Here is a 24,292-nt window from a genome sequence, read left to right on the forward strand (position 1 = left end):
GATCTCCGGGGCGGCCGTCGAGACCGCGCTCGGCAGCTACCCCGGCTTCCACACGACGACCCCGCCCGGGCGCGGCGCGATGTACGGGGCGTACACCCCGGCGTATGTGCCGCAGGGCGTGCCGGCCCACACGGTCGTGCTGTCCAACGGCGAGACCGAGCACGTCGACCCGCCGGCGCAGACCGCGCCGCTCGAACCGGCCGGGGTCGACAACGGCACCACGAGCGCCGGCGCGACAGCCAGCGACACGGTGCGTATCCCGCTGGGGCACCTGCTCGGCGGCCGCAGCGGCGACAAGGGCGGCAACGCCAACGTCGGGCTCTGGGCCCGCGACGACGCGGCCTGGACCTGGGCCCGGGACATGCTCACCTCGGCCGCGCTCACCGCGCTCCTGCCCGAGGCCGAAGGCCTACGCGTCACCCGCGCGGTCCTGCCCAATCTGCGCTCCCTCAATTTCGTCATCGAGGGACTGCTCGGCGAAGGCGTCGCCTACAACGCCCGCTTCGACCCCCAGGCCAAGGGCGTGGCCGAGTGGGTGCGCTCGCGATACGTCGACGTGCCCCGCCACCTGGTCGAGGCCCCGGAAACCCCCAAGGAGTTGGCATGAGCCACCAGGACTGGCGCAGCGAGGAACTCACCGCCCTGCGCGAGACCGTCTACGAGTTTGTCCGCCGCGAGGTGCTGCCGTACCAGGACGAGTGGGAACGAGCGGGCGAACTGCCGCGCGAGCTCTCGAGAAAGGCCGGTGACCTCGGGCTGATCGGAGCGTCGTTCGCCGAGGAGGTCGGTGGCGGCGGCGGTGGACTGCGCGAGATGCTCGTCGTCACCGAGGCGCTGCACGAGGCCGGCGCCGCCGCGGGGGTGCAGGCGTCCCTGTTCACGCCGGGCATCGCCTGCCCGCACATCGCCGCGTTCGGTTCCGCGGAACTCGTCGAGAAATGGGTGCGGCCGACGCTCGCCGGTGAGCTCATCGGCTCGCTGGCAATCACCGAGCCGGGCGGCGGCTCCGACGTCGGTGGCCTGCGCACGACCGCGCGGCGCGAGGGCGACGAGTTCGTCATCAACGGCGCCAAGACGTTCATCACCTCCGGCGTGCGGGCCGACTTCGTCACCGCCGCCGTGCGCACCGGCGGCCCCGAACTCAAGGGCGCGCGGGGCATCTCCCTCATCGTGATCCCCACGGACACACCGGGATTCGAGGTGACGCGCAAACTCGACAAGATGGGCTGGCGCTGCTCCGACACCGCGGAACTGTCGTTCACCGACGTGCGCGTGCCGGTCACCAACCTCATCGGAGCCGAGAACGGCGGGTTCGCGATGATCGGGTCCGGCTTCGTCTCCGAGCGGGTCATGCTGGCGGCGCAGGCGTACTCGCAGGCGCAGCGTTGCCTCGACCTGACCACCCAATGGTGCCGCGACCGGGAGACGTTCGGGCAGCCGCTCATCTCTCGCCAGCACGTGCAGATGACGCTCGCCGAGATGGCGCGGCGCATCGACGTCGCCCGGGTCTACACCCGCAACGTCGTCGATCGGGCGGTCGACGGTGACAGCGACCTCATCGCGGAGGTCTGCTTCGCCAAGAACACCGGCACCGAGGCCGGGGAGTGGGTCACCCACCAAGCGGTCCAACTGTTCGGTGGCGCCGGGTACATGACCGGCACCGAGGTCGAGCGGCAACACCGCGACATGCGGATCAACGGCATTGGCGGCGGCACGGTGGAGATCCTCACCGAGCTCGCCGCCCGACGACTGGGGCTGACCTCATGACGATCATCAGATCCACCCTCGACACCTCCTCGGAGACCTTCCGGGACGGCGCGGCGACCATGACGGCCAACCTGGCCGCACTCGACTCCGCATCGGCCGAGGCCGTCGCCGGCGGCGGCGAGAAGGCCGTGGCCCGACACCGGCAGCGCGGCAAACTCACCGTGCACGAGCGCATCGAACTGCTCATCGACCGCGACTCGCCGTTCCTCGAGCTGAGCCCGATCGCGGCGTGGGGCACGGAGTTCCCCGTCGGCGGCAGCATCGTCACGGGCATCGGTCAGGTCAGCGGAGTCGAGTGCCTCATCCTGGCCAACGACCCCACCGTCCGCGGCGGGTCGACGAACCCGTGGTCGCTGAAGAAGATGTTGCGCGCGCAGGACATCGCCCGGGAGAACCGGTTGCCGGTGATCAACCTCGTCGAGTCCGGCGGCGCGGACCTGCCGACCCAGAAGGACATCTTCGTGCCGGGCGGCGCGATGTTCAGGAACCTCACCCAGCTCTCGCGGGCGGGTATCCCGACGATCTCCATCGTCTTCGGCAACTCCACCGCCGGCGGCGCCTACCTGCCCGGCATGAGCGATCAGGTCATCATGATCGAGGAGCGCTCCAAGGTGTTCCTCGCCGGCCCACCGCTGGTCAAGGCCGCGACCGGGGAGATCGCCGACGACGAGTCCCTCGGCGGAGCGGCGATGCACGCCCGGGTCTCGGGCCTGGCCGACCACTACGCCGTCGACGAGCAGGACGCCCTGCGCCTGGGCCGACGGGTCGTGGCCCGGCTGAACTGGCACAAGGCCGGGCCGGCGCCGCGCGGGGACATTCGCCCCCCGCGGTACTCGCCCGAGGAGTTGCTCGGCATCGTGCCCTCGGACCTGAAGATCCCCTTCGACCCGCGCGAGGTCATCGCCCGCGTCGTCGACGACTCCGACTTCGACGAGTTCAAGGTCAACTACGGGTCGTCGCTGGTCACGGGGTGGGCACAGGTGCACGGCTACCCCGTGGGGGTCCTGGCCAACGCGCGTGGCGTGCTGTTCAGCGCCGAGGCCCAGAAGGCGGCGCAGTTCATCCAGTTGGCCAACCGGTACGACACGCCCCTGCTGTTCCTGCACAACACCACCGGGTACATGGTGGGCAAGGAGTACGAGCAGGGGGGCATCATCAAGCACGGCTCGATGATGATCAACGCGGTCGCGAACTCGACCGTCCCGCACATCTCCGTGCTCATGGGAGCGTCGTACGGCGCCGGGCACTACGGCATGTGCGGCCGCGCGTACGACCCGCGCTTCGTGTTCTCCTGGCCGAGTGCCCGATGTGCCGTCATGGGCGGAGCGCAGCTCGCGGAGGTGACGTACAGCGTGAGCAAGGCCTCGGCGCTCGCCCAGGGCAAGCCGTTCGACGACGAGGCGGCCACGATGCAGCGTGACCTCATCGAGCGGCAGATCACCGCGGAGTCGATGCCGATGTTCATGTCGGGGCGGGTGTACGACGACGGCGTCATCGATCCCCGCGACACCCGGACCGTGCTCGGCCTGAGCCTGTCCGCGATCCATTCCGCCCCGGTCGAAGGCACGGATGCCTTCGGCGTCTTCCGGATGTGAGAACCATGGCAACCACGAACCCCCAGATCACCTCCGTCCTCGTCGCCAACCGCGGCGAGATCGCCCGGCGCGTCTTCGCGACCTGCCGCCGTCGCGGACTGGCCACGGTGGCGGTGTTCTCCGACGCCGACGCGAACGCCCCGTTCGTCCACGAGGCCGACGCGGCCGTGCGCCTGCCCGGCCACGCCCCGGCCGAGACGTACCTGCGCGGCGACCTCATCATCGACGCGGCCCGCCGCGCCGGGGCGGACGCGATCCATCCCGGTTACGGGTTCCTCTCCGAGAACGCCGAGTTCGCGCAGGCGGTGCTCGACGCGGGCCTGACGTGGATCGGTCCGCCGCCGGCGGCCATCACCTCGATGGGCTCCAAGGTCGAGTCGAAGGCCCTGATGGCCGCCGCCGGGGTGCCGGTGCTGACGCGCCTGGAGCGCGAGGCCATCACCGAGGCCGAGTTGCCGGTGCTCATCAAGGCCTCGGCCGGTGGCGGCGGTCGCGGGATGCGCATCGTGCGCGACCTGGCCGATCTGGACTCCGAAATGGCGAATGCGGCCCGCGAGGCCGGATCGGCGTTCGGTGACGCGACCGTCTTCGTCGAGCGCTACATCGAGACCGGCCGGCACGTCGAGGTCCAGGTCATGGCCGACGCGCACGGCACCGTGTGGGCCCTCGGCGAGCGCGAGTGCTCGATCCAGCGGCGCCACCAGAAGGTCATCGAGGAGGCGCCCTCGCCGGTCGTCGACGCCGTCGGTGGCACGATGCGTGACGACCTGCTGACCGCGGCCCGGGCGGCGGCGGCTGCGGTCGGGTACGTCGGAGCCGGCACCGTGGAGTTCCTCGCCAACGACCAGGGCGAGTTCTGGTTCCTCGAGATGAACACGCGCCTGCAGGTCGAGCACCCGGTCACCGAGAACGTCACCGGGCTGGACCTGGTCAACCTGCAACTCGACATGGCGGAGGGCCACCGGCTGGACGGATCGGAGCCGTCGTTGCGCGGCCACTCGATCGAGGCGCGGCTCTACGCCGAGGACCCGATGGACGACTACGCCCCACAGATCGGGATCATCGACCGGTTCGAGGTGCCAGGGGTGAGTGCCGAGTTCGAGGTGCTCGACACCGTGGGGCTGCGACTCGACTCCGGCATCGAGGATGGCGGTGAGGTCGGCACGCACTACGACGCGATGGTCGCCAAGGTCATCACGTGGGCGCCGACGCGCGAGGAGGCCGCGAGCCACCTGGCCCAGGCCCTCGAACGCACCCAGCTGCACGGCCTGCGCAGCAACCGGGAGTTGCTCGTCGGCATCCTCACCGACGCAGATTTCCTGGCCGGCCGGTTCGACACCGGGTTCCTCTCCGCCGAGAAGGTCGAGACCTTGACGACCGGAGCGTCGAACGTCGCCGAGCCGGGGATGTTCCACCTCGCGGCGGCGCTGGCCGATGCGGCCCTGGCCCGTCAGGGTGGCGCCTTCGGTGCCGACCTGCCCAGCGGGTGGCGCAACGTCGTCTCGGCGTTCCAGACGCGTGCCTACACGACGAGTGCGGGGGAGTCGGTCGAGGTCGGGTACCGCCTGGGTCGCGCCGGTCTGGAGGTCGCCGACGGCGTACTGCCCGAGGGCGCCGGCGTGCAGCTCATCGAGGCGACGCCGCAGCGGGTGCGGCTCGAGATCGACGGCGTGATCAGGCCGTTCACGGTCAACCGGTACGGCACGACCAGTGATGCCGGCGATGCCGGTGGGGTGCGGATCTTCGTGGACGCGCCGATCGGATCGGTGACGTTGGAAGAAGTGCCGCGATACGTCGATCCGGCTTCGGTCGTCGCCGCTGGGTCGCTCGTGGCGCCCATGCCGGGCGCGGTCATTCGGGTCGCGGTCGAGCCCGGTGACCACGTCATGGCCGGTCAGCCGCTGCTGTGGCTGGAGGCGATGAAGATGGAGCACCAGATCAGCGCCAACGTCGACGGTGTCGTCGCCGAGGTGCGCGTCACCGTCGGTCAGCAGGTCGAGCCCGGCCAGGTGATCGTCGTCGTCGATGATGGGGAGCAGGCAACCAGCACACAGGAGGAATCGCATGAGTGAGTCGGACACCCGTCGCGTGCAGTACGAGGTGAGCGCCGGTCGCGCCGTGGTCACGCTGGATTCGCCGCACAACCGCAATGCCCTGTCCGACCAGTTGGTGCGCGAGCTGCGCTCCGCCTTGGAGGACGCGGCGGCCGACCCGGCGGTGCGCACGGTCGTGCTGACCCACACCGGCGGCACGTTCTGCGCCGGCGCGGACCTCTCGGAGGCCTCGGCCAGCGAGGTCGGCGACCCACAGCGGGCCCGCAGCGATCAGCTCATCGGGGTGCTGAAGGCCATCGTCACGTTGGACAAGCCGGTCATCGGGTTGATCAACGGTCACGTGCGCGCTGGTGGCATGGGCCTGGTCGGGGCGTGCGACATCGTCGTGGCCGGCCCGAAGGCGACCTTCGCCCTGACGGAGTCTCGTCTGGGTCTGGCCGCGTCGGTCATCTCCCTGGTCGTGCTGCCGCGCCTGACCAACCGCGAGGCGAGTCTGCTGTTCCTGACCGGCACGACGATCGACTCGGACGAGGCGGCCCGGATCGGGCTCGTGACGTTCGCGCTCGACGACCCGCAGGCCGGGGTCGACCAGATGGTCGCCACTCTGGCCAAGGCGTCACCGCAGGGGTTGCGCGAGTCGAAGCTGCTGGTCAACCACGATGTCGTGGCCGGGATCGAGGCCAACGCCGACCGTGTGGCGGAGCAGTCGTCGCGCCTGTTCGCCAGCGAGGAGGCCCGCGAGGGCATGGCGTCGTTCCTGGAGAAGCGCCCGCCGCGTTGGGCGTTGTGAGCGCCATGACCGATCAGGTCGCGGCGCGCGAGCCGCAGCAGGACCGGAGTCGGGCGACTCGGGAGCGGCTGCTCGCGGCCACGATCACGTGCTTGGCCACGAAGGGCTGGGCGGCCACGACGATGCAGGTCGTGGCCGCGCAGGCCGGGATCAGCCGGGGGGCGGCGCAGCATCACTTCCCCACCCGGGAGTTGCTCATCGAGGCGGCGCTCAGGTCGCTGTTCGACCAGCGGATGGAGGCGCTTCGGCAGGTCGATCCGCCCCAGGGTTCCGATCGGGTGCGGTACGTGGTTCAGCTGGTCGTCGACGTCAACACGGACACGTTCTTCAAGGCAGCCGTGCAGGCCTGGACCGCCGCCGCGGCGGACCCCGCGCTGCTCGAGCACATTGGCCCGCTGGAGCGCAGGTTCGCCAGAGGCGTGCACGCCGTCGCCGTGGAGCTGCTCGAGGTCGATGACTCCGACCCGCGGGTGCGCAGCCTGATCCAGGGCACGCTCGACATGGCCCGCGGCCTCGGCCTGGCCGACCTGCTCAGCGACGACTCCAAGCGCCGGGCGCGCATCATCGCGGCCTGGAGCGAGCAGTTGCGCGACGCGCTGGCGAAACCTGCTGGCTAAAGGGTCGTCGGATCGAGGTCGAGCATCGTGCGGTCCAGGCGGGCGACGACGTCGAGAGCGGGGTGCACGTGGGGCAGTTCGTGGTCGAGGAAGTACGCGGCCGCGGCCCGCTTGCCACGGTGGTACGGCTCGTCCTGCGCGCCGGTGGCCAGCGCGACGTCGAGCCACAGCCAGGCGAGCACCGTGTGGCCGAACGCCTCGAGGTAGCGCCACGAGTTGGCCAGCGCGAGCTCGGGGTCGCGTTGGCTCCACACCTGCACCGTGACCTCCTCGATCCGCTCCCACGCGATCGCCAAGGCCGCCGCGCGATCAGCCCACAGCGTGCCCTCGGCCCGCCGTACCGTGCTCCGGATCTCGTCGGCCAGGAGCCGCATCGACTCGCCGTCGTACAGGCGGACCTTGCGACCCAGCAGGTCGATCGACTGGATGCCGTCGGTGCCCTCGTGGATCGGGTTGAGGCGGTTGTCGCGGTAGAGCTGCTCGACGTCGTGGTCGCGGGTGTACCCGGCCCCGCCGAGCACCTGGATGGCATGGTCGTTGGCCTTGAGGCACCACTGCGAGGTCCAGGCCTTGACGATCGGGGTGAGCAGGTCGAGCAGGCGGGACGCGCGGATGCGCTCGTCCTCGTTCGGCGCGGTCTCCTGCTCATCGACGAGAGACGCGCAGTAGAGCGCCAGGGCGAGCCCGCCCTCGACGTAGCTCTTGGAGGCGAGCAGCATGCGCCGCACGTCGGCGTGCTCGATGATCGGCACCGGGGGAGCTGCGGGGTCCTTGCCCGCGGTTGGCCGTCCCTGGCGGCGCTCGCGGGCGTAGTCGAGGGCGGTCAGATACCCGCGGTAACCCAGGGCCACGGCCCCCGACCCCACGCCGATCCGGGCCTCGTTCATCATGTGGAACATGTACGTCAGGCCCGCGCCGCGGCCGCCGATGAGAAAACCCCGCGCGCCCGGAGCGCCGTCGACCGGGTGGGTGCCATCGCCGAACGCGAGCAGGGTGTTGGGTATGCCGCGGTAGCCCATCTTGTGGTTGAGGCCGCTGAGGGAGACGTCGTTGCGCTCGCCGAGGGTGCCGTCCACCTGGGGCAGGTGTTTCGGCACGATGAACAGCGAGAGGCCCTTGACGCCGGGGGCATCACCGACGACGCGCGCCAGGACGAGGTGGACGATGTTCTCGGTGACCTCGTGCTCGCCGCCGGAGATCCACATCTTGCTGCCGACGATGCGGTAGGTGCCGTCGTCCTGGAGTTCGGCGCGGGTGGCGACGTCGGCGAGCGACGAGCCGACCTCGGGCTCGGAGAGGCACATCGTGCCCGACCAGCGGCCCTCCAGCATCGGCGGCACGTAGGTGGCGACCTGCTCCTCGCTCGCGTGGGCCAGCAGCAGTCCGGCGTTGGCCATGGTCAGCATGGGGAAGCTCGCGGTGGCGATGTTCGCGGCCTGGAACCACATGAAGCACGCGCGGTGGATGACGTGCGGCAGCTGGATGCCGCCCTGCTCCTCGTCGAACGCGGCCGAGACCAGGCCGGTGGCGGCGAAGGCCTCGAGCGCTTCGCCGACCTCGGGGATGATCGTCACGGTGGTGCCGTCGAACGAGGGCTCGCGGGCGTCGCCGGTCTTGAAGTGGGTGGCGAAGTGCCGACGCGCGACCTGCTCGGAGACGTCCAGGATCGACGCGAAGGTCTCGGCGCCGTGGTCGGCGTAGCGGGGCCGTTCGGTCAGTTTCGCGACGTTCAACCACTCGTTGAGCAGGAAGTCCAGGTCGCGGCGTGACAGCAGATCCTCGGCCATGTGTGCTCTCCCATCGGTGCGTGGCGGCGGTGCCGTGGGCAGCGTGTCAGCCGCGTGCCGGGAGGGTCAACTTCACTCGGTGCCGCGCGGTCGCTGACATGATGCGGGCATGACTCCGCTGCGCTGGACCGGAATCGACCACGTTCGGGTGTGGTCCCACGACGTCGAGGCGACGACCCGCGCCTACGCGCGGCTGTTCGATGCCGAACCCGACGCGCTCGGGGTGTTGCGTTCGGGCGGTGCCGGAGTCGCGATCGGCCCGGCTGAGGCTGATCGGTCCCCCGATCATCGTGGCGGGCTCGTCGAGGTGGCCCTGTCCGTCGTCGCCGACGAGGACGTCGCGCGACTGCTCATCCGCCGCGGCCTGCCGGTCGAGGAGCGCGGTGACGGCGAGTGTGTCGTCGATCTCGCCGGGCTGCGGATCGTCGTGGCGTCCGGGGGTGACGACGCTCCGCCTGTGGTGGCCGGGTCTGGCGTCACCGGGGCTGAGATCACCGGCCTGGATCACCTCGTCGTGCACACCCGTCGGCCCGATCGGGCGCTGGCGCTGTGGGGCGCGCGGCTCGGGCTCGATCTGCGGCTGGACCGCAGCAACAGCACGCTCGGGGTGCGGTTCCTGTTCTTCCGTTGCGGCCGCGACGTGGTGGAGGTCGCTGCTCCGTTGCCCGCCCACGGCGCTTCGGCAGGCGATCACACCGACGCCGAGCACGGCGGGCCCGACCGCACCGGCGGACTGGCGTGGCGCACCGCGGACCTCGACGCCACGAGGCTCCGGCTTGTCGACGCCGGTGTCGAGGTCTCGGAAGTGCGGGCCGGCCGCAAGCCGGGCACGCGCGTCGCGACGGTGCGTGAACCCGCCCTCGCCCTGCCGACGTTGCTCCTCGAACAGTCCGCGCCGAAGTCGTAACCCTCGCCGACGGCGTATGGGTCAGCCGGCAGTGGGCGTCTCGTCCTCGGCGTCGAGCAGGTCGGCCAGGGCCGCCTTGTCCTCAAGGTCGACGCCGGGCTGGAGGCCGCTGCCGCCGTAGGTCGGGATCCCCGCGTCGGAGGTTGGGCATTGCGGACCGGGCTCCACAGGAGCACTCTGTCACGTATGGCCAATGAGTCGCCTCAGGTTTCCGGCAGCGCGACGTTCCACGCCGGGGCCGACGCCTACGACCGGTTCATGGGGCGCTATTCACGCCCGCTCGCCACGGCGTTCGCCGACTGGTGCCTGCCCGCCGACGCGGGCACGCGCTTCCTCGACGTCGGGTGTGGGCCGGGTGCCCTGACCGAGGTGGCGGTGCAGCGGCTCGGAGCGTCGTCGGTCGTCGCGGTCGACCCCACGCCCGGGTTCGTCGAGGCCTTCCGGGCCCGCCATCGGGGAGTCGAGGTGCACCGCGCTCCGGCTGAGCACTTGCCCTTCGCCGGTGGCGAGTTCGATTGTGCCGCTGCGCAATTGGTGTTCCACTTCGTCTCCGACCCGGAGCGCGGTGCGGCCGAGATGGCCCGGGTCGTGCGCCCGGGTGGGGTGGTCGCCGCCTGCGTGTGGGACTTCGAGGAGGAGATGCACATGCTGCGCTCCTTCTGGGATGCCGCCCTCGCGCTCGATCCCGACGCGCCCGACGAGGCGCACATCATGCGATTCGGGCGCCCAGGCGAACTGACCGCACTGTTGCGTGGGGCCGGGCTGCAGCACGTCGCGGAGACCACCCTGAGGGTCCACTCGACCTACGCGAACTTCGATGAACTGTGGGCGAGTTTCCTGCTCGGCATCGGGCCGGCGGGGGCCTACGCCACCAGCCGCACACCCGAGCAGCAGGCGGCTTTGCGCGACGGGCTGTACGCGCAGTTGGGCCGCCCCACCGGGTCGTTCGCGTTGAGTGCGGTGGCCCGCGCCGTCCACGGCACCCGGTAGGCGACCCGACGAGACTCCGCCACTCGACCGCCCGGGCTCAGGTCATCGAGGTGGTCAGGTCAGGTCATCGAGTGCGGCGCGCGCCTTCGTCGCCCACACCGGCTCGGTGCCGTACCGCTGCGGTTTGATGAGCCGACCCGCCGCGCAGTCCTCGATGAGCTGGGCCAAACGGCGCTCCCGCGTGGCCTCTTGCTTCGCGGTGACCACCCACGCGGTCGCGTGCTTGCGATACGTCGCGGTGGCGGCGTCCCAGAAGGCGCGGGCGCGCGGGTCGGCCCGCAGCCGCTCCTCGTAGTCCTCCGGCCACACCGGAGCGTCGTTCTCATAGGTGTAGATACCCGAACGGTCCTCGCGCCGCGCGGCGAACGCGGCCAGCCCGGCCGGGTGCATCAGCCCGGCGGCCGTGAGCTCCTCCACGGCCGCGATGTTCACCGTGCTCCACGTGCTGCCGCGCCTGCGGGGCGTCCACCGTTGCCGACGTGAGTCCTCGTCGATCCGCTGCGAGACCGAGTCGATCCACCCGAAGCACAGCCCGACGCGGACGGCCTCCGCGTACAGCAGGCCCGGGTTCGGCATGTGCTTGCGCCGCAGTCCGACCCACACCTCGGTCGCAGTGTCGTGGTGGGCCTCGAGCCACGCGCGAAAGTCCGCGGCATCGTCGAAGAACACCGCCGGTCGCTCTGCCGTACCACCCTCGCGCATCAGCCCAGTCTGCCCAGCGCGGCGCTCGGTCAGGCGGGATCGCGGTCGTCGGGTTCGGTCTCCCACGGACGCTGCGGCATCGACAGGGCCACCGACGACGATGCCGAGCCGACCACCTCACCGGGCGCGCCGAACTCGGGCAACCCGGCCGCACCCAACTCCGGTATGACGTCATCACGCGGAGCCGTGGTCGCGTACGTGGCCTCCAGGTGCCGGTAAGACGGCGACACCATCGCGAGCGCCGCCACCACGGCCATGATCATCCCCGCCACGAGGAAGACCAGGGCGATCCCGCGCGACGTCGGGGTGCCGATGCCGAGCCACGGTTCGAGGGCCGCGCGACCCTCGGCCGACGCGGCGTACGGGATGACCCAGTTCGCCGTGATCGGCGCGATGAGGAAGGCCGTCAGGGGAGCGGCGGCGGTCTCCACGGCCATCGAGAATCCGAAGATCCGCCCTTGACGCTCCAGGGGGACCACCCGCTGGATCACGGTCTGCTCGGCCGCTTCGACGGCCGGCACGAGGCACATGTAGGCGAACAGGCCGAGGCCGTAGAGCCACCACCACTCGCGCGCGGTGAACAGGCCACCGATGAGACCCATGGCGATGACACACAGGAGCATCGTGCGCACGGGTTTCGGGCCGAGGCCGGTTCGCGCGATGGCGAAGCCGCCGAGGATGAACCCGACCGAGCTGGCGGCCATGACGAAGCCCCACATCTGCACCGAGAACATCTCCAGGCCGTACGGGTCCATGAGTGCCAGGTAGACACCGCCGACGAGGTTGTTGAACGTCGAGAAGATGATGAGGGCGAACAGACCGGCCTGGGCGCGGATCACCGCGAGCGAGCCGGCGAGGTCGACACGGCCGTGGTCGTCGCTCGCGGCCGCGGCGGGGACCGGCTCCTGCGGCATGCGGATGACGAGCAGGTGCACCAGCCCGGCGGCCACGACGAGGGTCGCGAGCACGAGGGTCCATCGCATGCCGAGGAAGCCGACCGACAGGCCGGACACCGCGCTGGTCGCCAGGAACGTGATGCCCTGGGCCGTGCCCACCAGGCCGTTGGCGCGGTCGCGCTCGGCGTCCGGGACGAGGATCGTCACGCACGTCGACAGGGCGATGTTGCGCAGGTGTTCGACGATCGCGCCGATGAGGATGAGCGCCGCGAAGATCCAGAACCACGGGCGCGACAGATCGGTGAGCCGGTCGTCGGGGACCTGCAGCGCGAACACCCCGGCGGCGGCGAACAACACGAGCGTGACGATCGTCGAGGCGCGCATCACGACGATCTTGCGGTGGTGGTCGACGATCGATCCGAAGAGGATGCTGCTCGCGGAGACGAACAGCATGTAGGCGCCGCCGACGATGCCGGTCGCGAGCACGGAGCGGGTCTCGAGGTAGGCCCAGAACGTCAACGCGAACCACAGAAAACTCGTCGTCAGGCCCGCCACCGCCGTGTTGAGCAGCAGGTGGGCGAAGGTGCGCCCGACGGGCGGAAACAGGGCCATGTGCACCAGTGTGGGTCACGGGTCCACACCCGCGGAAACGCTTTTCCGGGCGGAGCGCCGTGGGGCGGGTTACGACGCTCCGGCACCGGTGGTGCGCGGGTACATCGGCGTCATCTGCCCCTCGGGGTCGAGGCGCTCGAGCACGGCCTCGGAGATGTCGGCCAGTTGGCCAATCTGCTCCGGGGTCAGGGCGTCGATGACGTTCTCGCGCACGGTGGTGACGTGGCCGGGGGCGCTCGCACGCACCTTCGCCCACCCCTCGTCGGTCAGGCGCGCGTTCGTCGCTCGCTTGTCCTCGGGACAGGGGAACCGTTCGATCAGCCCCCGGTTCTCGAGGCGTCGCACGACGTGGGAGAGGCGGGGGAGCGTGGCATTGGTGCGGGCCGCGAGTGCGGTCATGCGCAGCGTCATGTCGGGGCTTTCGGAGAGCACGGCCATGGTGAAGTACTCGAAGTGCGTCAGGTCGGCGTCGCGGCGCAGTTGGGCGTCGAGGGTGGCCGGCAGCAACTCGAGCACCGCGATCATGCGCACCCAGGCGCTGAGTTCCTCGCTGGTCAGCCACTTCGTCTCCATGGACACATCCTCTCAAAAAAAAGTTGTCGGAACAACTAAATCGGTGCTAGCGTTACTTGAAGCAACAACCAATCGTGTCACCCACCACCCTTGAGGAGTACGTCATGAGCACCGTGAGCATCTTCGGAACCGGCAACATGGGTTCGGCCATCGCCAGCGTCGTCGAGCGTGGCGGCAACGTCGTCGAGTGCTTCGGCGAGAACGATGCCGCCAAGCCCGTCACCGGCGAGATCGTCGTCCTGGCCGTGCCGTACCACGCGCTGACCTCCATCGCCGCCGAGCGCGCCGAGCAGTTTGCCGGCCGGATCGTCGTCGACATCACCAACCCGGTGAACTTCGAGACGTTCGACTCGCTGACCGTCCCGACCGACTCCTCGGCCGCGGCCGAACTCGCTGCCGCCCTGCCGAACTCCCGCGTGCTCAAGGCCTTCAACACGACCTTCGCGGCCACGCTGGCCACCGGCAAGATCGGTGACCTGACCACCACCGTCCAGATCGCCGGGGACGACGCCGACGCCAAGGCCGCCCTGTCCGAGGTCGTCACCGCCGGTGGACTCAACGTCATCGACGCCGGCTCGCTCAAGCGCGCCCGCGAGCTCGAGGCGTTCGGTTTCCTCCAGATCTCCCTGGCTGCCGCCGAGAAGATCGCCTGGACCGGCGGCTTCGCCGTCCAGGCCTGAGTCCTGTGAGCGACTTCCCCGAGCCCAGCGTCGCCTGGCACCAGCCTGACGATTCGGCCCAGCCCTTGGTCGTGCTGCTGCACGGCCGCGGCGCCGACGAGTCGACGATCATCGGGTTGGCCGAGCACCTGCCCGCGGGCCTGTCGTATGTCGCCGTCCGAGCCCCCATTGCCGAGGGCGGCGGCTACGCCTGGTTCGCCAACCGTGGCATCGGGCGGCCGGTCGCCGAGTCGCTGGCGGCCACCATCGCGTGGTTCCACACGTGGCTCGATGAGGTCGCTCCGCCCGGTCGGCCGGTGGTGCTCATCGGGTTCAGTGGCGGAGCGGCGTTCGCCGGGGGAGTGCTTCTCGACGACCCCACGCGACTGGCCGGAGCGGCGATCCTCAAGGGGACCCTGCCGTTCGACGCCGGTGTGCCCACCGATGTCGGGCGCCTGGCTGGAGTCCCGGTCTTCGTCGCCCACAGTGACGCCGACCAGGTCATCCCGCTCGACCTCCAGCAGCGCACATGGATCTACCTCCACGGCGACTCCGGAGCCGTGACCACCTCCCAGCGCGACGCCGGCGGACACGGGGTATTCGCCGAGAACGTCACCGCGCTCAGCGATTGGCTCACCCAGACGCTGCCGTAGGCCCAAACCCCGCGGTTCGAGGTATTACCGACCGTTGCAGCGGTCGGTAATACCTCGAACCGGGGAGGGGCGTCTGGGCGCCGTCGCGCGCCCTGTCCCGCCATGCGGACACATAACGCAACATTTGCTCACGGCAAATAATGTGTGTCGCACGGTCACGAGACCCAGCGCGAAGCCCCGGCTTGCTGGGCGGCAACCCTCCACCGCTGGTGGGGTGCCCCGGATGACGACCGGGCCACGCTCAACCGAGCGCGGCAAGCACGGTTCCCCTTCGGGACTGACGAACAGGAGTACTCCCATGAGCACGACCACCACGGCAACGCCGTCAAAGTATCTGACCCAGGTCGACCTCACCAGCTCGCTGGTCACCGGCACCGCGACCCGCGTCACGAACCGCACGCGTCAGCACGAGTTCACCATCGACGAGCCGGCCAACTTCGGCGGTGAGGACTTGGGCGCCACCCCGGTCGAGCACCTCCTGGCGGCGCTCGGCGCGTGCACGGTCATCACGTACAAAACCTGGGCCACGAAGCTCGACATCCCGCTCGACGAGGTGGAGGTCAGCCTGCGCGGCGAGATCGACCTGCGCGGCTTCCTCGGTCTCGACGACGAGGTGCGCCCCGGCTTCGGCGGCATCGATCTGGGGATCACCGTGACGGGCCCGGCCTCGCAAGCCGACTACGTCCGTCTGGCCGAGGAGGTCGAGCAGCACTGCCCCGTGCTCGACAACCTCACCAACGGTGTTCCGGTACGTCGCACGCTGACCTTCTGATCGCTGCTCCGCACTGATCACACCGCACCCCCGCGGTTCACCCCCACGCGGTTCGAGGTATTGGCGACCGTTCCAACGGTCGCCAATACCTCGAACCGCGCGAGGGGCCCTGCGGGGCGTGAGGGGCGCGGGGTGAGCGGCGTGAGGGGGTCAGCTCGCCGCGACCCGCACCAGCTCGACGATCTTCGCCTCGACGTCGGCGTTCCAGTCGATGATGGCGAACGACGTCGGCCACATCACGCCGTCGTCCAGCGCCGCGACATCCTGGAACCCCAGGGTGCCGTAGCGGGCCTTGAACTTCGAGGCCGGCTGGTAGAAGCACAACACCTTGCCGTCCTTGGCGTAGGCGGGGAACCCGTACCACGTCCGCGGAGCCAAGTGCGGCGCCGTCGCCATGATCGTCGCGTGCAGGCGCTCGGCCAGGACCCGGTCGTCGTCCGGCATCGCGGCGATCGCCTCGAGGACCTCCGCCTCGGTGTTCTTGCCCTTCTTCGTCTTCTTCAGTTCCTCGGCGCGCTGCTTCATCGCGGCGCGCTCCTCAGCGCTGAAGCCGTCGCTCGGCTCGGTGCCGGCGTCGGTGTCCTTCGTGCTCATCGGTGCTCCCATCGTCGTGTCGGCCCTCATCTTCCTCCCAACCTCCCCGGTTCGAGGTATTACCGACCGCTGGAACGGTCGCCAATACCTCGAACCGCGCGGGACAGGGCGAACCGCGCGGGAGAGGGCGAACCGCGCGGGACAGAGATCGGCGACAATGCCGACATGACGATCACGACCAACACGATCGCCGACGGCCACGACGTGATCCGGGTGCGCGGCGCCCGGGTGAACAACCTGCGCAGCGTCGACGTCGATCTGCCCAAGCGCCGGCTGACGGTGTTCACCGGCGTCTCCGGCTCGGGCAAGTCCTCCCTGGTGTTCGGCGTCGTCGCCGCCGAGTCCCAGCGCCTGATCAATGAGACGTACTCGACGTTCGTGCAGTCCTTCATGCCCTCGATGGCCCGGCCCGAGGTTGATCGGCTCGACAATCTGTCGGCCGCGATCGTCGTCGACCAGGAGCGCATGGGCGCGAACTCCCGCTCCACCGTCGGCACCGCCACCGACGCGTATTCGCTCCTCAGGCTCCTCTTCAGCCGACTCTCGACGCCCTACGTCGGCCCTTCGGGCGCGTTCTCGTTCAATCTGCCCGAGGGCATGTGCCCGACCTGCGAAGGCACCGGCCGGGCCGCGGCCGTGGACGAGACCCAACTCGTCGACACGTCCAAGTCCCTCGCCCAGGGCGCGATCCTTGCTCCGAACTTCAACGTCGACAGTTGGTACTGGAAGCAGTTCGCCAACAATCCGAACCTCGATGTCGACAAACCCCTGCGCGACTACTCCGCCGACGAGTGGCAGGAGTTCATGCACGCCCCGGCCCGCCGCGAGAAGTACGCCGGGATCAACACCAACTACGAGGGTCTGCTCGTCAAGGTCAAGCGCATGTACCTCGACAAGGCCGCCGAACTCAAGCAGGCGCACATCAAGGCCTACGTCGAGCGCCTCGCCACCTTCGTCGACTGCCCCGAATGTGGCGGAGCGCGGTTGAACGAGTCCGCGCGCACCGCGACCGTGCATGGGGTGACGATCGCCGAATGCACGGCCATGCAGGTCGACGAACTGCGCTCCTGGGTGGCCGCGATCGAGGACACCGAGGTCGCGCCGGTCGTCGCCAACCTGAGCGAGATGCTCGGCGCGCTCGTCGAGGTCGGTCTGGGGTACCTCTCACTGGACCGCGAGTCCGGCACGCTGTCCGGTGGTGAGGCGCAGCGGGTCAAGATGGTCCGCCACCTCGGCAGTTCGTTGACCGACATCACCTACGTCTTCGACGAACCGACCGTGGGCCTACACCCGCACGACATCGACCGGATGAACGGCCTGCTGCTCGCGTTGCGCGACAAGGGCAACACGGTGCTCGTCGTCGAACACAAACCGGAGGTCATGGCCATTGCCGACCACCTCGTCGACCTCGGTCCGGGCGCGGGCCACGACGGAGGCACGGTGACGTACCACGGCGACCTGGCCGGGCTGCGCTCCTCGGCGACCATCACCGGCGAGTACCTGGATCGTCGGAACACCGTGCGCGACACTGCCCGTGAACGCTCGGGTGTCATCGAGATTCGCGGAGCGTCGTCGCACAACCTGCGCGATGTCGACGTCGAGATTCCGTTGGGTGTGCTCACGGTCGTGACCGGCGTCGCCGGGTCGGGCAAGTCCTCGCTGATCCAGGAGGGTCTGGCCGGGCGGGACGGAGTGCAGATCGTCGACCAGTCCGCGATCCGGGGGTCACGGCGCTCCAACCCGGCCACGTACTCGGGGTTGCTCGACCCGATTCGGACCGCCTTCGCCAAGGCGAACGGGGTCAAGGCCGGGCTGTTCAGCGCCAACTCCGACGGGGCGTGCCCGACGTGCGGGGGTCAGGGTGTCGTCTACACCGACCTGGCAATGATGGCCGGAGTCGCGACGCGTTGCCCGGATTGCGAAGGTCGCCGATTCCGGCCCGAGGTGTTGCAGTACACGCTGCACGACCTGACGATCGACCAGGTGCTGGCGCTGCCGGTCGCCGAGGCGGCGCAGGTGTTCACCACCGGGGTGCCCAAGCGGATCCTCGGGCGGCTGCTCGACGTCGGGTTGCCGTATCTGACCTTGGGGCAGCCGCTGACGACGCTGTCCGGCGGGGAGCGTCAGCGGCTCAAACTGGTCTCGTCGATGGGGGCGGATGCGGCGACCTACGTCCTCGACGAACCGACCTCCGGGCTGCACCTGAAGGACACCGAGAACCTCGTCGCGATGCTTCACCGGCTCGTCGATCAGGGGCACAGCCTCGTCGTCATCGAGCACAACCTCGCCGTCATCGGGCAGGCCGACTGGATCATCGACGTCGGGCCGGGCGCCGGGCACGAGGGCGGCACGGTCGTGTTCGAGGGGACGCCGGCGCAGATGATCGAGTCGTCGGACACCTTGACCGCTCAACATCTGCGGCGTTCCGTCGGCTGACCGGCAGAACCCCCACCGGTTCGAGGTATTACCGACCGTTGCAGCGGTCGGTAATACCTCGAACCGGGCGGGGGTGGGGCTCGGTCAGGAGGTGGCCTCCGTGGTGGAGGCCGTGGTGGAGGGCGACCGCAGCCCCGAGTTCGTCTGGTCCCGATGGCGTTGCTCGAGGTCGTCCTCACGCGGTTGCTTGAAGGTCAACGCAGCGATCAGTCCGAGGGCCGCGATGCCGACCAAGTACCACGCCGGTGAGGTCCGATCTCCGGTGGCACGGACGAGCCACGTGGCGACGAAGGGTACGGTGCCGCCGATCGCCGTCGAGGCGATCGTGTACGCCAACGACGATCCGGCCGCTCGCACCTGGGCGGGGAAGATCTCCGTCATCGACACGAGCGTCGTGGAGATGAGAGAGCCGAGCAGGAGGCCGAGCAACACCTGGCCGATGACGGCGCCGGTCGGCGAACTCAGGATCAGCCAGAAGATCGGTACCACCCCGACCAGAATGGCGGCGCTACTGGCGATGAGCACCGGACGTCGGCCGATGCGGTCCGAGAGCGCGGCCATGAAGGGAATCGGCAGCAGCGCTGCCACACCTCCGGCCACGGTGGCCATCAGCCCCACGGTGCTGCCGAATTTCGCGGTCTGGGCGATCAACGAGACCATGAAGGTCAGTACGGTGTAGAAGAACGCGGTGTGCAGACCGCCGAGGGCGATGGTGGTCCACAGTTCGCGGGGATAGCGCAGAGCGTCTCGGAGCGGCGTGCGAGAGATCTCCCCGAGCTCCTCCAGTTCGCGGAAAACCGGGGTGTCCTCCAGGCGCAAGCGGATGTAGAGCCCGATCAGGCCGAGCGGCCCGGCCAGCAGGAACGGGATTCGCCACCCCCACGACGCCATCGCCGAATCACTGAGGACGGCGGCCAGGAGGGTCACAATCAGGCTGCCGACGAGGAAACCGATCACGGCGAAGGACATCAACCAACTCGTGGTCCGGCCGCGCCTGCCTGGCTGCGAGTACTCGAGCATGAAGGCGGTGACCCCACCGAACTCCCCGCCGGCGGACACGCTCTGCAACGCGCGCAGGAGCAACAGCAGCAGTGGGGCAAGGACACCGATCGTCGTGTACCCCGGGAGCAGACCGATCAGAAAGGTCGAGCCTGACATCAACAGGATGACGATGACCAGGACCGGGCGGCGCCCGACCCGATCCGCCATCGGTCCGAAGATCAGGGCACCGAGGGGGCGGAACAGGAAGGTGAAGGCGAAGATCCCGAACGTGGCGAGCAACTGGGTGGTCGGATCTCCGGACGGAAAGAAGGTTGCCCCAATGTGGACGGCGACGAACCCATAGACGGAGAACTCGTACCACTCGACAAGGTGCCCGAAGCCGGTGGCGACGAAGACGCGGCGGTGGTTCACGGCGGAGGTGCCGGATGCGGTCACGCTGCTCATGACGCTCGAACCCCGTTCGGGTCGGTGTCGAGGGCCCAGGCATCAGCCATCGGCTTGTAGTCGACGTAGAGGGAGGTGTGCTCGGCGCCGAGGTGGTGGCCCAGGTGGCGGTGCATGACGTCGCGCCAGTGCCGCTGGATGACCAGGTGTTGATTGCGGCGCACGGCCCGGGGGCGTGACATCAGCCAGTCGGCGACCTCGTACGCGCGGTCGAGGAGCTTGTCACGGGGGACGACATCGTTGACCAAGCCATGCTTGAGGGCCTCTTCCGCGGTGAACTTCTCGGCCATCAGGGCCAACGCGTACCCGCGGCCGACGCCCATTCGCTCAGCGAAGACCAGGGAGTTTCCGTCACCTGCGACGTAATTGTTCTCGAAATGCGCGTCCTGGAACGTCGTGTTGTCCGAGGCAATGACGTAGTCGGCCATCAGTGCCCACTCGGAATGCACGAGGGCCGGGCCGTTGAATGCCGTGATGACCGGCATGTTGAGGTTGTAGAGGAACCCCTCGATGAGTTCGAACGCGTCGAGCCAAAAATGATCGAAGCTGTTGCGGTAGACGTCAAATCCCTTGAAGTCTCCCACGTCGCTGCTCATGGTGAACTCATCGCCGGTACCGGTGAAGATCAAGACCTCGTTGGTGCGGTCCTGGCCGATGTCGCGGTAGAAGAGCGGCTGCGCGTGGTGCCAGCGCAGGCTGAACTTCAACGGTCCGCCTTGGGTGTGCAGTCGGCAGAGCACGACGCCGTCGTCGCGCTTCTCGAGGTGGAAGAACTCCTTGTACTTCTCCTGCACCTCTTCGAAACTGATGGGCGTGACCCAGTCGGTCAAGGCCTCGGGAGCGTCGTAGAACGGATATGTCCGATCGGATTTTGGCATGGGTGTGTCCTTCTCATGAGGTGAATCTTTATGTGGGAACTCGCGTCGACGGAGTTATCGACGGTCGAGCAGGGTGACGCAACAGGCGGCCTCTTCGAGGCCCATGATTCCGCCGCCGTTCTCCACCATTCCGGTGCGTGCACCGCGAACTTGGCGGTCGCCGGCTTCACTGCGGAGTTGGGTGACGATCTCGTGGGTCATGGACAGGCCGGAGGCGGCGATCGGGTGTCCCTTGGACAGCAGTCCCCCCGACGTGTTGAGGGGTATGGCTCCGTCTATCGCGGTGGCGCCGGACTCCGCGAGGGGCCCGCCCTGGCCGATGTCGCAGAAGCGCAGCATCTCGGCCTGGTAGATCTCGCCGAACGCCGTGGCATCGTGAACCTCGGCGACGTCGATATCCTCTGGTGCGATGCTGGCGAGCTGATAGGCGCGATCGGCGGTTTCGCGCGTCAGGCTCGGCTCGTGAGGGCTGCGGTAGACCCCGCTGCGGAGGACGGCTGCGGCCACCCGCACGGCTCGGTCCCGAACCGTCGTCGGCAACCTCGCCAGGACGCCCTCGGAGCAGACGATTGCCGCGGCGGCGCCGTCGCCAACCGGCGCGCACATCGACCGGGTGAGCGGGTAGCTGACCTCGCGGTCGGCGAGGACCTCGTCGACGGTCATGGAGAACCGGTACTGGGCCAGCGGATTGGCGGCGCCATTGGTGTGGTTCTTGGCAGCGACGGCCGCGAGCTGGGCCTGAGTCGTCCCGAACTGGGTCATGTGGAACGCGGCCTGGGCGGCGTAGGTGTCCATGAACATCGTGCGGTCGGGGCCGAACTCGAGTTCGCGCCCGCCCTGCTGCGCCAGGGACCGGTATTCGGCCAGCGTTTCGTGGGGGTCGAGCGCATTCTCACCGGCGCGGTACATGGCCAGGGTCTGTTCCTTGGGTACGTCGGGTCGAAACGTCTTCTCGACCCCGACGGCCAGCGAGATCTCGGAGGTCCCGCTCAGGATGTCCTTGATCGCGCCATGCAGGGCCATCGATCCGGTCGCGCATCCGCTTTCGACATTGGTGATGGCCACTCGCCGTCGCAGCACACCCTCCTCCTCGAGTGGAACCAGGGTGAACTGACCGCGGGTGCTGTGCTGCCCCCAATAGTCCATAAGGACGTTTCCGAACCACACCGATTCGATGGCGTCACCGCTGACGTCTGCGTCGGTGATCGCGCCGAGGATCGCCTCTCGCGAGAGGTCGCGGAAGGAGCGGTCGGCAAAGCGTCCGAAGGCGGTGGAGTGGATGCCGATGATGTAGGCGTGGCTCATATCATCAACATCCCGCCGTCGAGGAGGATCGACTGCCCGGTCATCCCGTCGGACTCGGCCGATCCCAGGTAGACCGCCAAGTGGCCGCACTCGGTCGGATCGAGGAAACGACGAATCGGCACTCGGGACACCAGGTCGTCGTGAACGGTCTGCGGTGTCGTGCTGCCGAGACCGGCGTGGACGTCCTGGAAACCGTCGAGCAGATCCGTCTGCACCAGACCCGGGCAGATCGCGTTGACCGTGATGCCGTGCGGGGCCATCTCCAAGGCCACGCAGCGCGTCATCCCCACCACGCCGTGCTTGGCGACGTTGTACGCCGATTGGTTGCGCGATCCCCACTTTCCCGCCGTGGAGGCAATGTTGACGACCTTGCCGTAGCCGCGCTGAACCATGTCGGGCAGGACAGCCTGCATCAGGTGGAAGACCCCATTGAGGTTGACCTGCTGCACCCGGTCGTACTCGGCGAACGTGTACTCGAGAAACGGTTTGGCGATGTAGACGCCGGCATTGTTGATGAGCACGTCCACTGGACCGAGCCTCTCCCGTGCCTTCGCGGCCACGGCGAAGCAGGAGTCGCGATCGGCCACGTCGAGCGCCGCGGTCTCGATCCGGGTGCCGAATTGCGCCAGCTCGGCGGCGACCTCATCAAGGCGTACCTCGTTCGTCGCCGCGAGCATCAGATCGGCCCCCTGGCGGGCGTACTCCCGGGCGATGGCCAGGCCGATCCCGCGGGTGGCCCCGGTGATCAGCGCGGTGCGTCCGGCCAGCCGCCCGGTCGGTGTGACGGTCGCGGAATCACTCATCGCAGGTACTCCTTCTCGATCAACTGGGTCTTCGTCGTCGATCGCGCGAGGCTGTGCGGCTCGACCCAGTCGATCGCCGGCCGGATCTTCAGCGTGCGGTGCATCTCCTCGACGATGTCGCCCTCGAGCTGTCGGAGCTGCGTCACACTCAGCTCCGCCGCGCGCTCGACGCGCAACTTCAGCGGCGGCACCACGCGCGGTGGAGGCTCGGACAGGACGATCCGGAATTGGCCGGTCACCCGCGGGACGAAGGATTGGATGACCTTCTCCACGGCGAGGGGGTAGAGCATGACGCCCTTGACCTTGAGCATGTCGTCGCTGCGGCCGATGAACTCGTAACGCCACCCGGTCTTGCCGCAGGTGCACGGGCCCGTCCGGACGCGCATCAGGTCACCATTGCTCTGCCGAATCCCGAGCAGGCCGGGGGCATCCAGCGGGGTGTAGACCGCCAGGCCTTCCGCACCGTCCTCGAACGCGAGCGGTTCGTGCGTCTCCGGGTCGGCCAACTCCATCATCGCGAGGTCGTCCACGAGCCAGTGCATGCCGTCGTACTGCGGGCTTCCGCATGAGGCGCCGAGTCCGCCGGCGAAGTCATGGAGCGTCTCCGAACGCGGTCTCGATGCGCTCGCGAACCGCCGGTACGCCAGCCGCGCTCGCGGCCCCTCCACCGCAGCGCCGCACCGCCAGTCGTGTCGTCGTCGAGTCGCTGCGGGACCAGATCGCCAGCGGCGAGTTGAAGCGCGGTGAACGACTGCCCAGCGAGACCGACCTGGCCGCCCACTTCGGGGTCAGCCATCCGCCGGTGCGTGAAGCACTCCGGGTGCTCGAGGTCATGGGCCTGGTGGAGGTGCGTCATGGCAGCGGCGCCTATGTGACTGGGGACCCGCGTCAGTTCATCGCCAACTCCTTGCACACGCTGCTGCAAGTCGACCGCGTCGGCATCCTCGAGGTGCTGGAGATGCGCAAGGCGCTCGCCGCGTACTCAGCGGTCCGGGTGGTCGACCATGCCGGTGACGAGGATCTCGACCTGATCGAAGACCAAGGTAGGCGCCTGGCCGAGGCCGGAGAGTCCGCCGACTTCGAGCACATTGCCGATGCCGCCGTCGCGTTTCAGGTCAGCGTCTCCGCCGCGACGCACAACGCACTTCTCTTCGCCATCGATAGCGTCCTGGCCGAGGTGCTCGTCCGACTTCAGGTCGATGCCTTCGCCAAACGCAGCCGGTCGTTCTGGAAGGAGTGGTCCCTCCAGTTCGCCGCAGATCGCGCCGAGTTGATGGCTGCGTTCCGAGCGCGCGACAGCGAGCGAGCCGTTGCGGCCATGAATGCCTACCTGGAGCGGCAGCAGTCCAGGTTCTCATCCGACGAGACCTTGGCCACGGCACGGCTGTCCGACCCCGAGATCATGAGGGTCCTCGCCTCAAAGATGTGACCACCGAGGCGGCGGGCACCCCACCGG

At 68.9% G+C, this 24,292-nt stretch carries 24 protein-coding genes and 1 riboswitch; of the genes, 13 read left to right on the forward strand and 11 right to left on the reverse strand.

From position 1 onward, the window contains the following. From KD1_RS16835 to KD1_RS09340, 6 genes are all read left to right on the forward strand, one after another. Window positions 1-607 (forward strand): AtuA-related protein (locus KD1_RS16835; RefSeq protein WP_441768672.1); only part of this gene is annotated, 607 nt, incomplete at its 5' end. Next, window positions 604-1,767, forward strand: coding sequence for an acyl-CoA dehydrogenase family protein (locus tag KD1_RS09320; RefSeq protein ID WP_068400928.1), 1,164 nt, complete (start codon window positions 604-606; stop codon window positions 1,765-1,767). The genes KD1_RS16835 and KD1_RS09320, both read left to right, overlap by 4 nt. Then, window positions 1,764-3,362 carry an acyl-CoA carboxylase subunit beta gene (locus KD1_RS09325; protein WP_068400931.1) on the forward strand — a complete coding sequence of 533 codons (1,599 nt, stop codon included), beginning with the start codon at window positions 1,764-1,766 and terminating at the stop codon, window positions 3,360-3,362. The genes KD1_RS09320 and KD1_RS09325 overlap by 4 nt, the downstream gene beginning before the upstream one ends. Before the next feature lie 5 nt (window positions 3,363-3,367). Beyond that, entirely contained in the window at window positions 3,368-5,434 is a 2,067-nt protein-coding gene (locus KD1_RS09330; RefSeq protein WP_068400934.1) for an ATP-binding protein, read from the forward strand. After that, window positions 5,427-6,206, forward strand: coding sequence for an enoyl-CoA hydratase family protein (locus KD1_RS09335; protein WP_068400937.1), 780 nt, complete (start codon window positions 5,427-5,429; stop codon window positions 6,204-6,206). Before KD1_RS09330 ends, KD1_RS09335 begins: the two co-directional genes overlap by 8 nt. A 5-nt stretch (window positions 6,207-6,211) precedes the next feature. After that, window positions 6,212-6,823: a TetR/AcrR family transcriptional regulator gene (locus KD1_RS09340; RefSeq protein WP_068400939.1), complete on the forward strand. Its 612-nt coding sequence runs from the start codon at window positions 6,212-6,214 to the stop codon at window positions 6,821-6,823. On the opposite strand, the gene KD1_RS09345 is transcribed toward KD1_RS09340, so the two are convergent. Further along, the gene (locus KD1_RS09345) at window positions 6,820-8,610 is read right to left on the reverse strand and encodes an acyl-CoA dehydrogenase (protein WP_068400942.1); all 1,791 of its coding nucleotides are present in this window, start codon (window positions 8,608-8,610) and stop codon (window positions 6,820-6,822) included. The genes KD1_RS09340 and KD1_RS09345 overlap by 4 nt on opposite strands. A 109-nt stretch (window positions 8,611-8,719) precedes the next feature. Between KD1_RS09345 and KD1_RS09350 the strand changes: the two genes are divergently transcribed. Beyond that, window positions 8,720-9,517, forward strand: a complete 798-nt coding sequence (locus KD1_RS09350) for a VOC family protein (RefSeq protein WP_068400946.1) — start codon at window positions 8,720-8,722, stop codon at window positions 9,515-9,517. A 21-nt stretch (window positions 9,518-9,538) separates the two neighbouring features. Here KD1_RS09350 and KD1_RS16585 read toward each other — a convergent pair whose 3' ends face one another. Continuing rightward, the gene (locus KD1_RS16585; protein ID WP_157073263.1) at window positions 9,539-9,685 is read right to left on the reverse strand and encodes a hypothetical protein; all 147 of its coding nucleotides are present in this window, start codon (window positions 9,683-9,685) and stop codon (window positions 9,539-9,541) included. Window positions 9,686-9,703: 18 nt separating this feature from the next. Between KD1_RS16585 and KD1_RS09355 the strand changes: the two genes are divergently transcribed. Further along, the gene (locus tag KD1_RS09355) at window positions 9,704-10,507 is read left to right on the forward strand and encodes a class I SAM-dependent methyltransferase (protein WP_068400948.1); all 804 of its coding nucleotides are present in this window, start codon (window positions 9,704-9,706) and stop codon (window positions 10,505-10,507) included. 54 nt (window positions 10,508-10,561) lie between these two features. Here KD1_RS09355 and KD1_RS09360 read toward each other — a convergent pair whose 3' ends face one another. The 3 genes from KD1_RS09360 to KD1_RS09370 all read right to left on the reverse strand — a co-directional run bounded on the left by KD1_RS09360 (window position 10,562) and on the right by KD1_RS09370 (window position 13,290). Next, window positions 10,562-11,209 (reverse strand): YdeI/OmpD-associated family protein, encoded by a 648-nt coding sequence (locus KD1_RS09360; RefSeq protein ID WP_068400951.1) that lies wholly within the window; start codon window positions 11,207-11,209, stop codon window positions 10,562-10,564. A gap of 29 nt (window positions 11,210-11,238) precedes the next feature. Beyond that, on the reverse strand, window positions 11,239-12,717 hold the full coding sequence (locus tag KD1_RS09365; RefSeq protein WP_083542320.1) for an MFS transporter: 1,479 nt from the start codon (window positions 12,715-12,717) through the stop codon (window positions 11,239-11,241). A 69-nt stretch (window positions 12,718-12,786) separates the two neighbouring features. Then, window positions 12,787-13,290 (reverse strand): MarR family winged helix-turn-helix transcriptional regulator, encoded by a 504-nt coding sequence (locus tag KD1_RS09370; protein ID WP_068400953.1) that lies wholly within the window; start codon window positions 13,288-13,290, stop codon window positions 12,787-12,789. A 104-nt stretch (window positions 13,291-13,394) separates the two neighbouring features. Here KD1_RS09370 and KD1_RS09375 point away from each other — a divergent pair, with 104 nt between their 5' ends. The 3 genes from KD1_RS09375 (at window position 13,395) to KD1_RS09385 (ending at window position 15,374) form a co-directional block, all read left to right on the forward strand. After that, a complete protein-coding gene (locus tag KD1_RS09375; protein ID WP_068400956.1) occupies window positions 13,395-13,970 on the forward strand; it encodes an NADPH-dependent F420 reductase in 576 nt (191 codons plus the stop codon). A gap of 5 nt (window positions 13,971-13,975) precedes the next feature. After that, window positions 13,976-14,602, forward strand: coding sequence for an alpha/beta hydrolase (locus tag KD1_RS09380; RefSeq protein ID WP_068400959.1), 627 nt, complete (start codon window positions 13,976-13,978; stop codon window positions 14,600-14,602). A gap of 153 nt (window positions 14,603-14,755) precedes the next feature. Further along, a riboswitch (SAM riboswitch) is annotated at window positions 14,756-14,869 on the forward strand. Window positions 14,870-14,900: 31 nt separating this feature from the next. Then, window positions 14,901-15,374 (forward strand): OsmC family protein, encoded by a 474-nt coding sequence (locus KD1_RS09385; RefSeq protein WP_068400962.1) that lies wholly within the window; start codon window positions 14,901-14,903, stop codon window positions 15,372-15,374. 150 nt (window positions 15,375-15,524) lie between these two features. Here KD1_RS09385 and KD1_RS09390 read toward each other — a convergent pair whose 3' ends face one another. After that, window positions 15,525-15,968 (reverse strand): iron chaperone, encoded by a 444-nt coding sequence (locus KD1_RS09390; RefSeq protein ID WP_068400985.1) that lies wholly within the window; start codon window positions 15,966-15,968, stop codon window positions 15,525-15,527. Window positions 15,969-16,133: 165 nt separating this feature from the next. Here KD1_RS09390 and KD1_RS09395 point away from each other — a divergent pair, with 165 nt between their 5' ends. Continuing rightward, entirely contained in the window at window positions 16,134-18,404 is a 2,271-nt protein-coding gene (locus tag KD1_RS09395; protein ID WP_068400965.1) for an excinuclease ABC subunit UvrA, read from the forward strand. Between the two features lie 84 nt (window positions 18,405-18,488). Here KD1_RS09395 and KD1_RS09400 read toward each other — a convergent pair whose 3' ends face one another. Genes KD1_RS09400 through KD1_RS09420 form a run of 5 tightly spaced genes read right to left on the reverse strand, consistent with a single transcriptional unit; the run spans window position 18,489 to window position 23,378 of the window. Next, window positions 18,489-19,850: an MFS transporter gene (locus KD1_RS09400; protein WP_083542321.1), complete on the reverse strand. Its 1,362-nt coding sequence runs from the start codon at window positions 19,848-19,850 to the stop codon at window positions 18,489-18,491. Next, window positions 19,847-20,728: an enoyl-CoA hydratase/isomerase family protein gene (locus KD1_RS09405; RefSeq protein WP_068400968.1), complete on the reverse strand. Its 882-nt coding sequence runs from the start codon at window positions 20,726-20,728 to the stop codon at window positions 19,847-19,849. Before KD1_RS09405 ends, KD1_RS09400 begins: the two co-directional genes overlap by 4 nt. A 54-nt stretch (window positions 20,729-20,782) precedes the next feature. Then, the gene (locus KD1_RS09410; RefSeq protein ID WP_068400972.1) at window positions 20,783-22,033 is read right to left on the reverse strand and encodes a thiolase family protein; all 1,251 of its coding nucleotides are present in this window, start codon (window positions 22,031-22,033) and stop codon (window positions 20,783-20,785) included. Beyond that, on the reverse strand, window positions 22,030-22,836 hold the full coding sequence (locus KD1_RS09415; protein WP_068400976.1) for an SDR family NAD(P)-dependent oxidoreductase: 807 nt from the start codon (window positions 22,834-22,836) through the stop codon (window positions 22,030-22,032). The genes KD1_RS09410 and KD1_RS09415 overlap by 4 nt, the downstream gene beginning before the upstream one ends. After that, on the reverse strand, window positions 22,833-23,378 hold the full coding sequence (locus KD1_RS09420) for a phenylacetate--CoA ligase family protein (protein ID WP_068400979.1): 546 nt from the start codon (window positions 23,376-23,378) through the stop codon (window positions 22,833-22,835). The genes KD1_RS09415 and KD1_RS09420 overlap by 4 nt, the downstream gene beginning before the upstream one ends. A 77-nt stretch (window positions 23,379-23,455) precedes the next feature. Between KD1_RS09420 and KD1_RS09425 the strand changes: the two genes are divergently transcribed. Then, entirely contained in the window at window positions 23,456-24,265 is an 810-nt protein-coding gene (locus tag KD1_RS09425) for a FadR/GntR family transcriptional regulator (protein WP_068400982.1), read from the forward strand. Window positions 24,266-24,292: the final 27 nt, after the last annotated feature.

Source organism: Kribbia dieselivorans NBRC 106261, from assembly GCF_001552435.1.
GTDB classification, from domain to species: Bacteria; Actinomycetota; Actinomycetes; order Actinomycetales; family Dermatophilaceae; genus Kribbia; species Kribbia dieselivorans.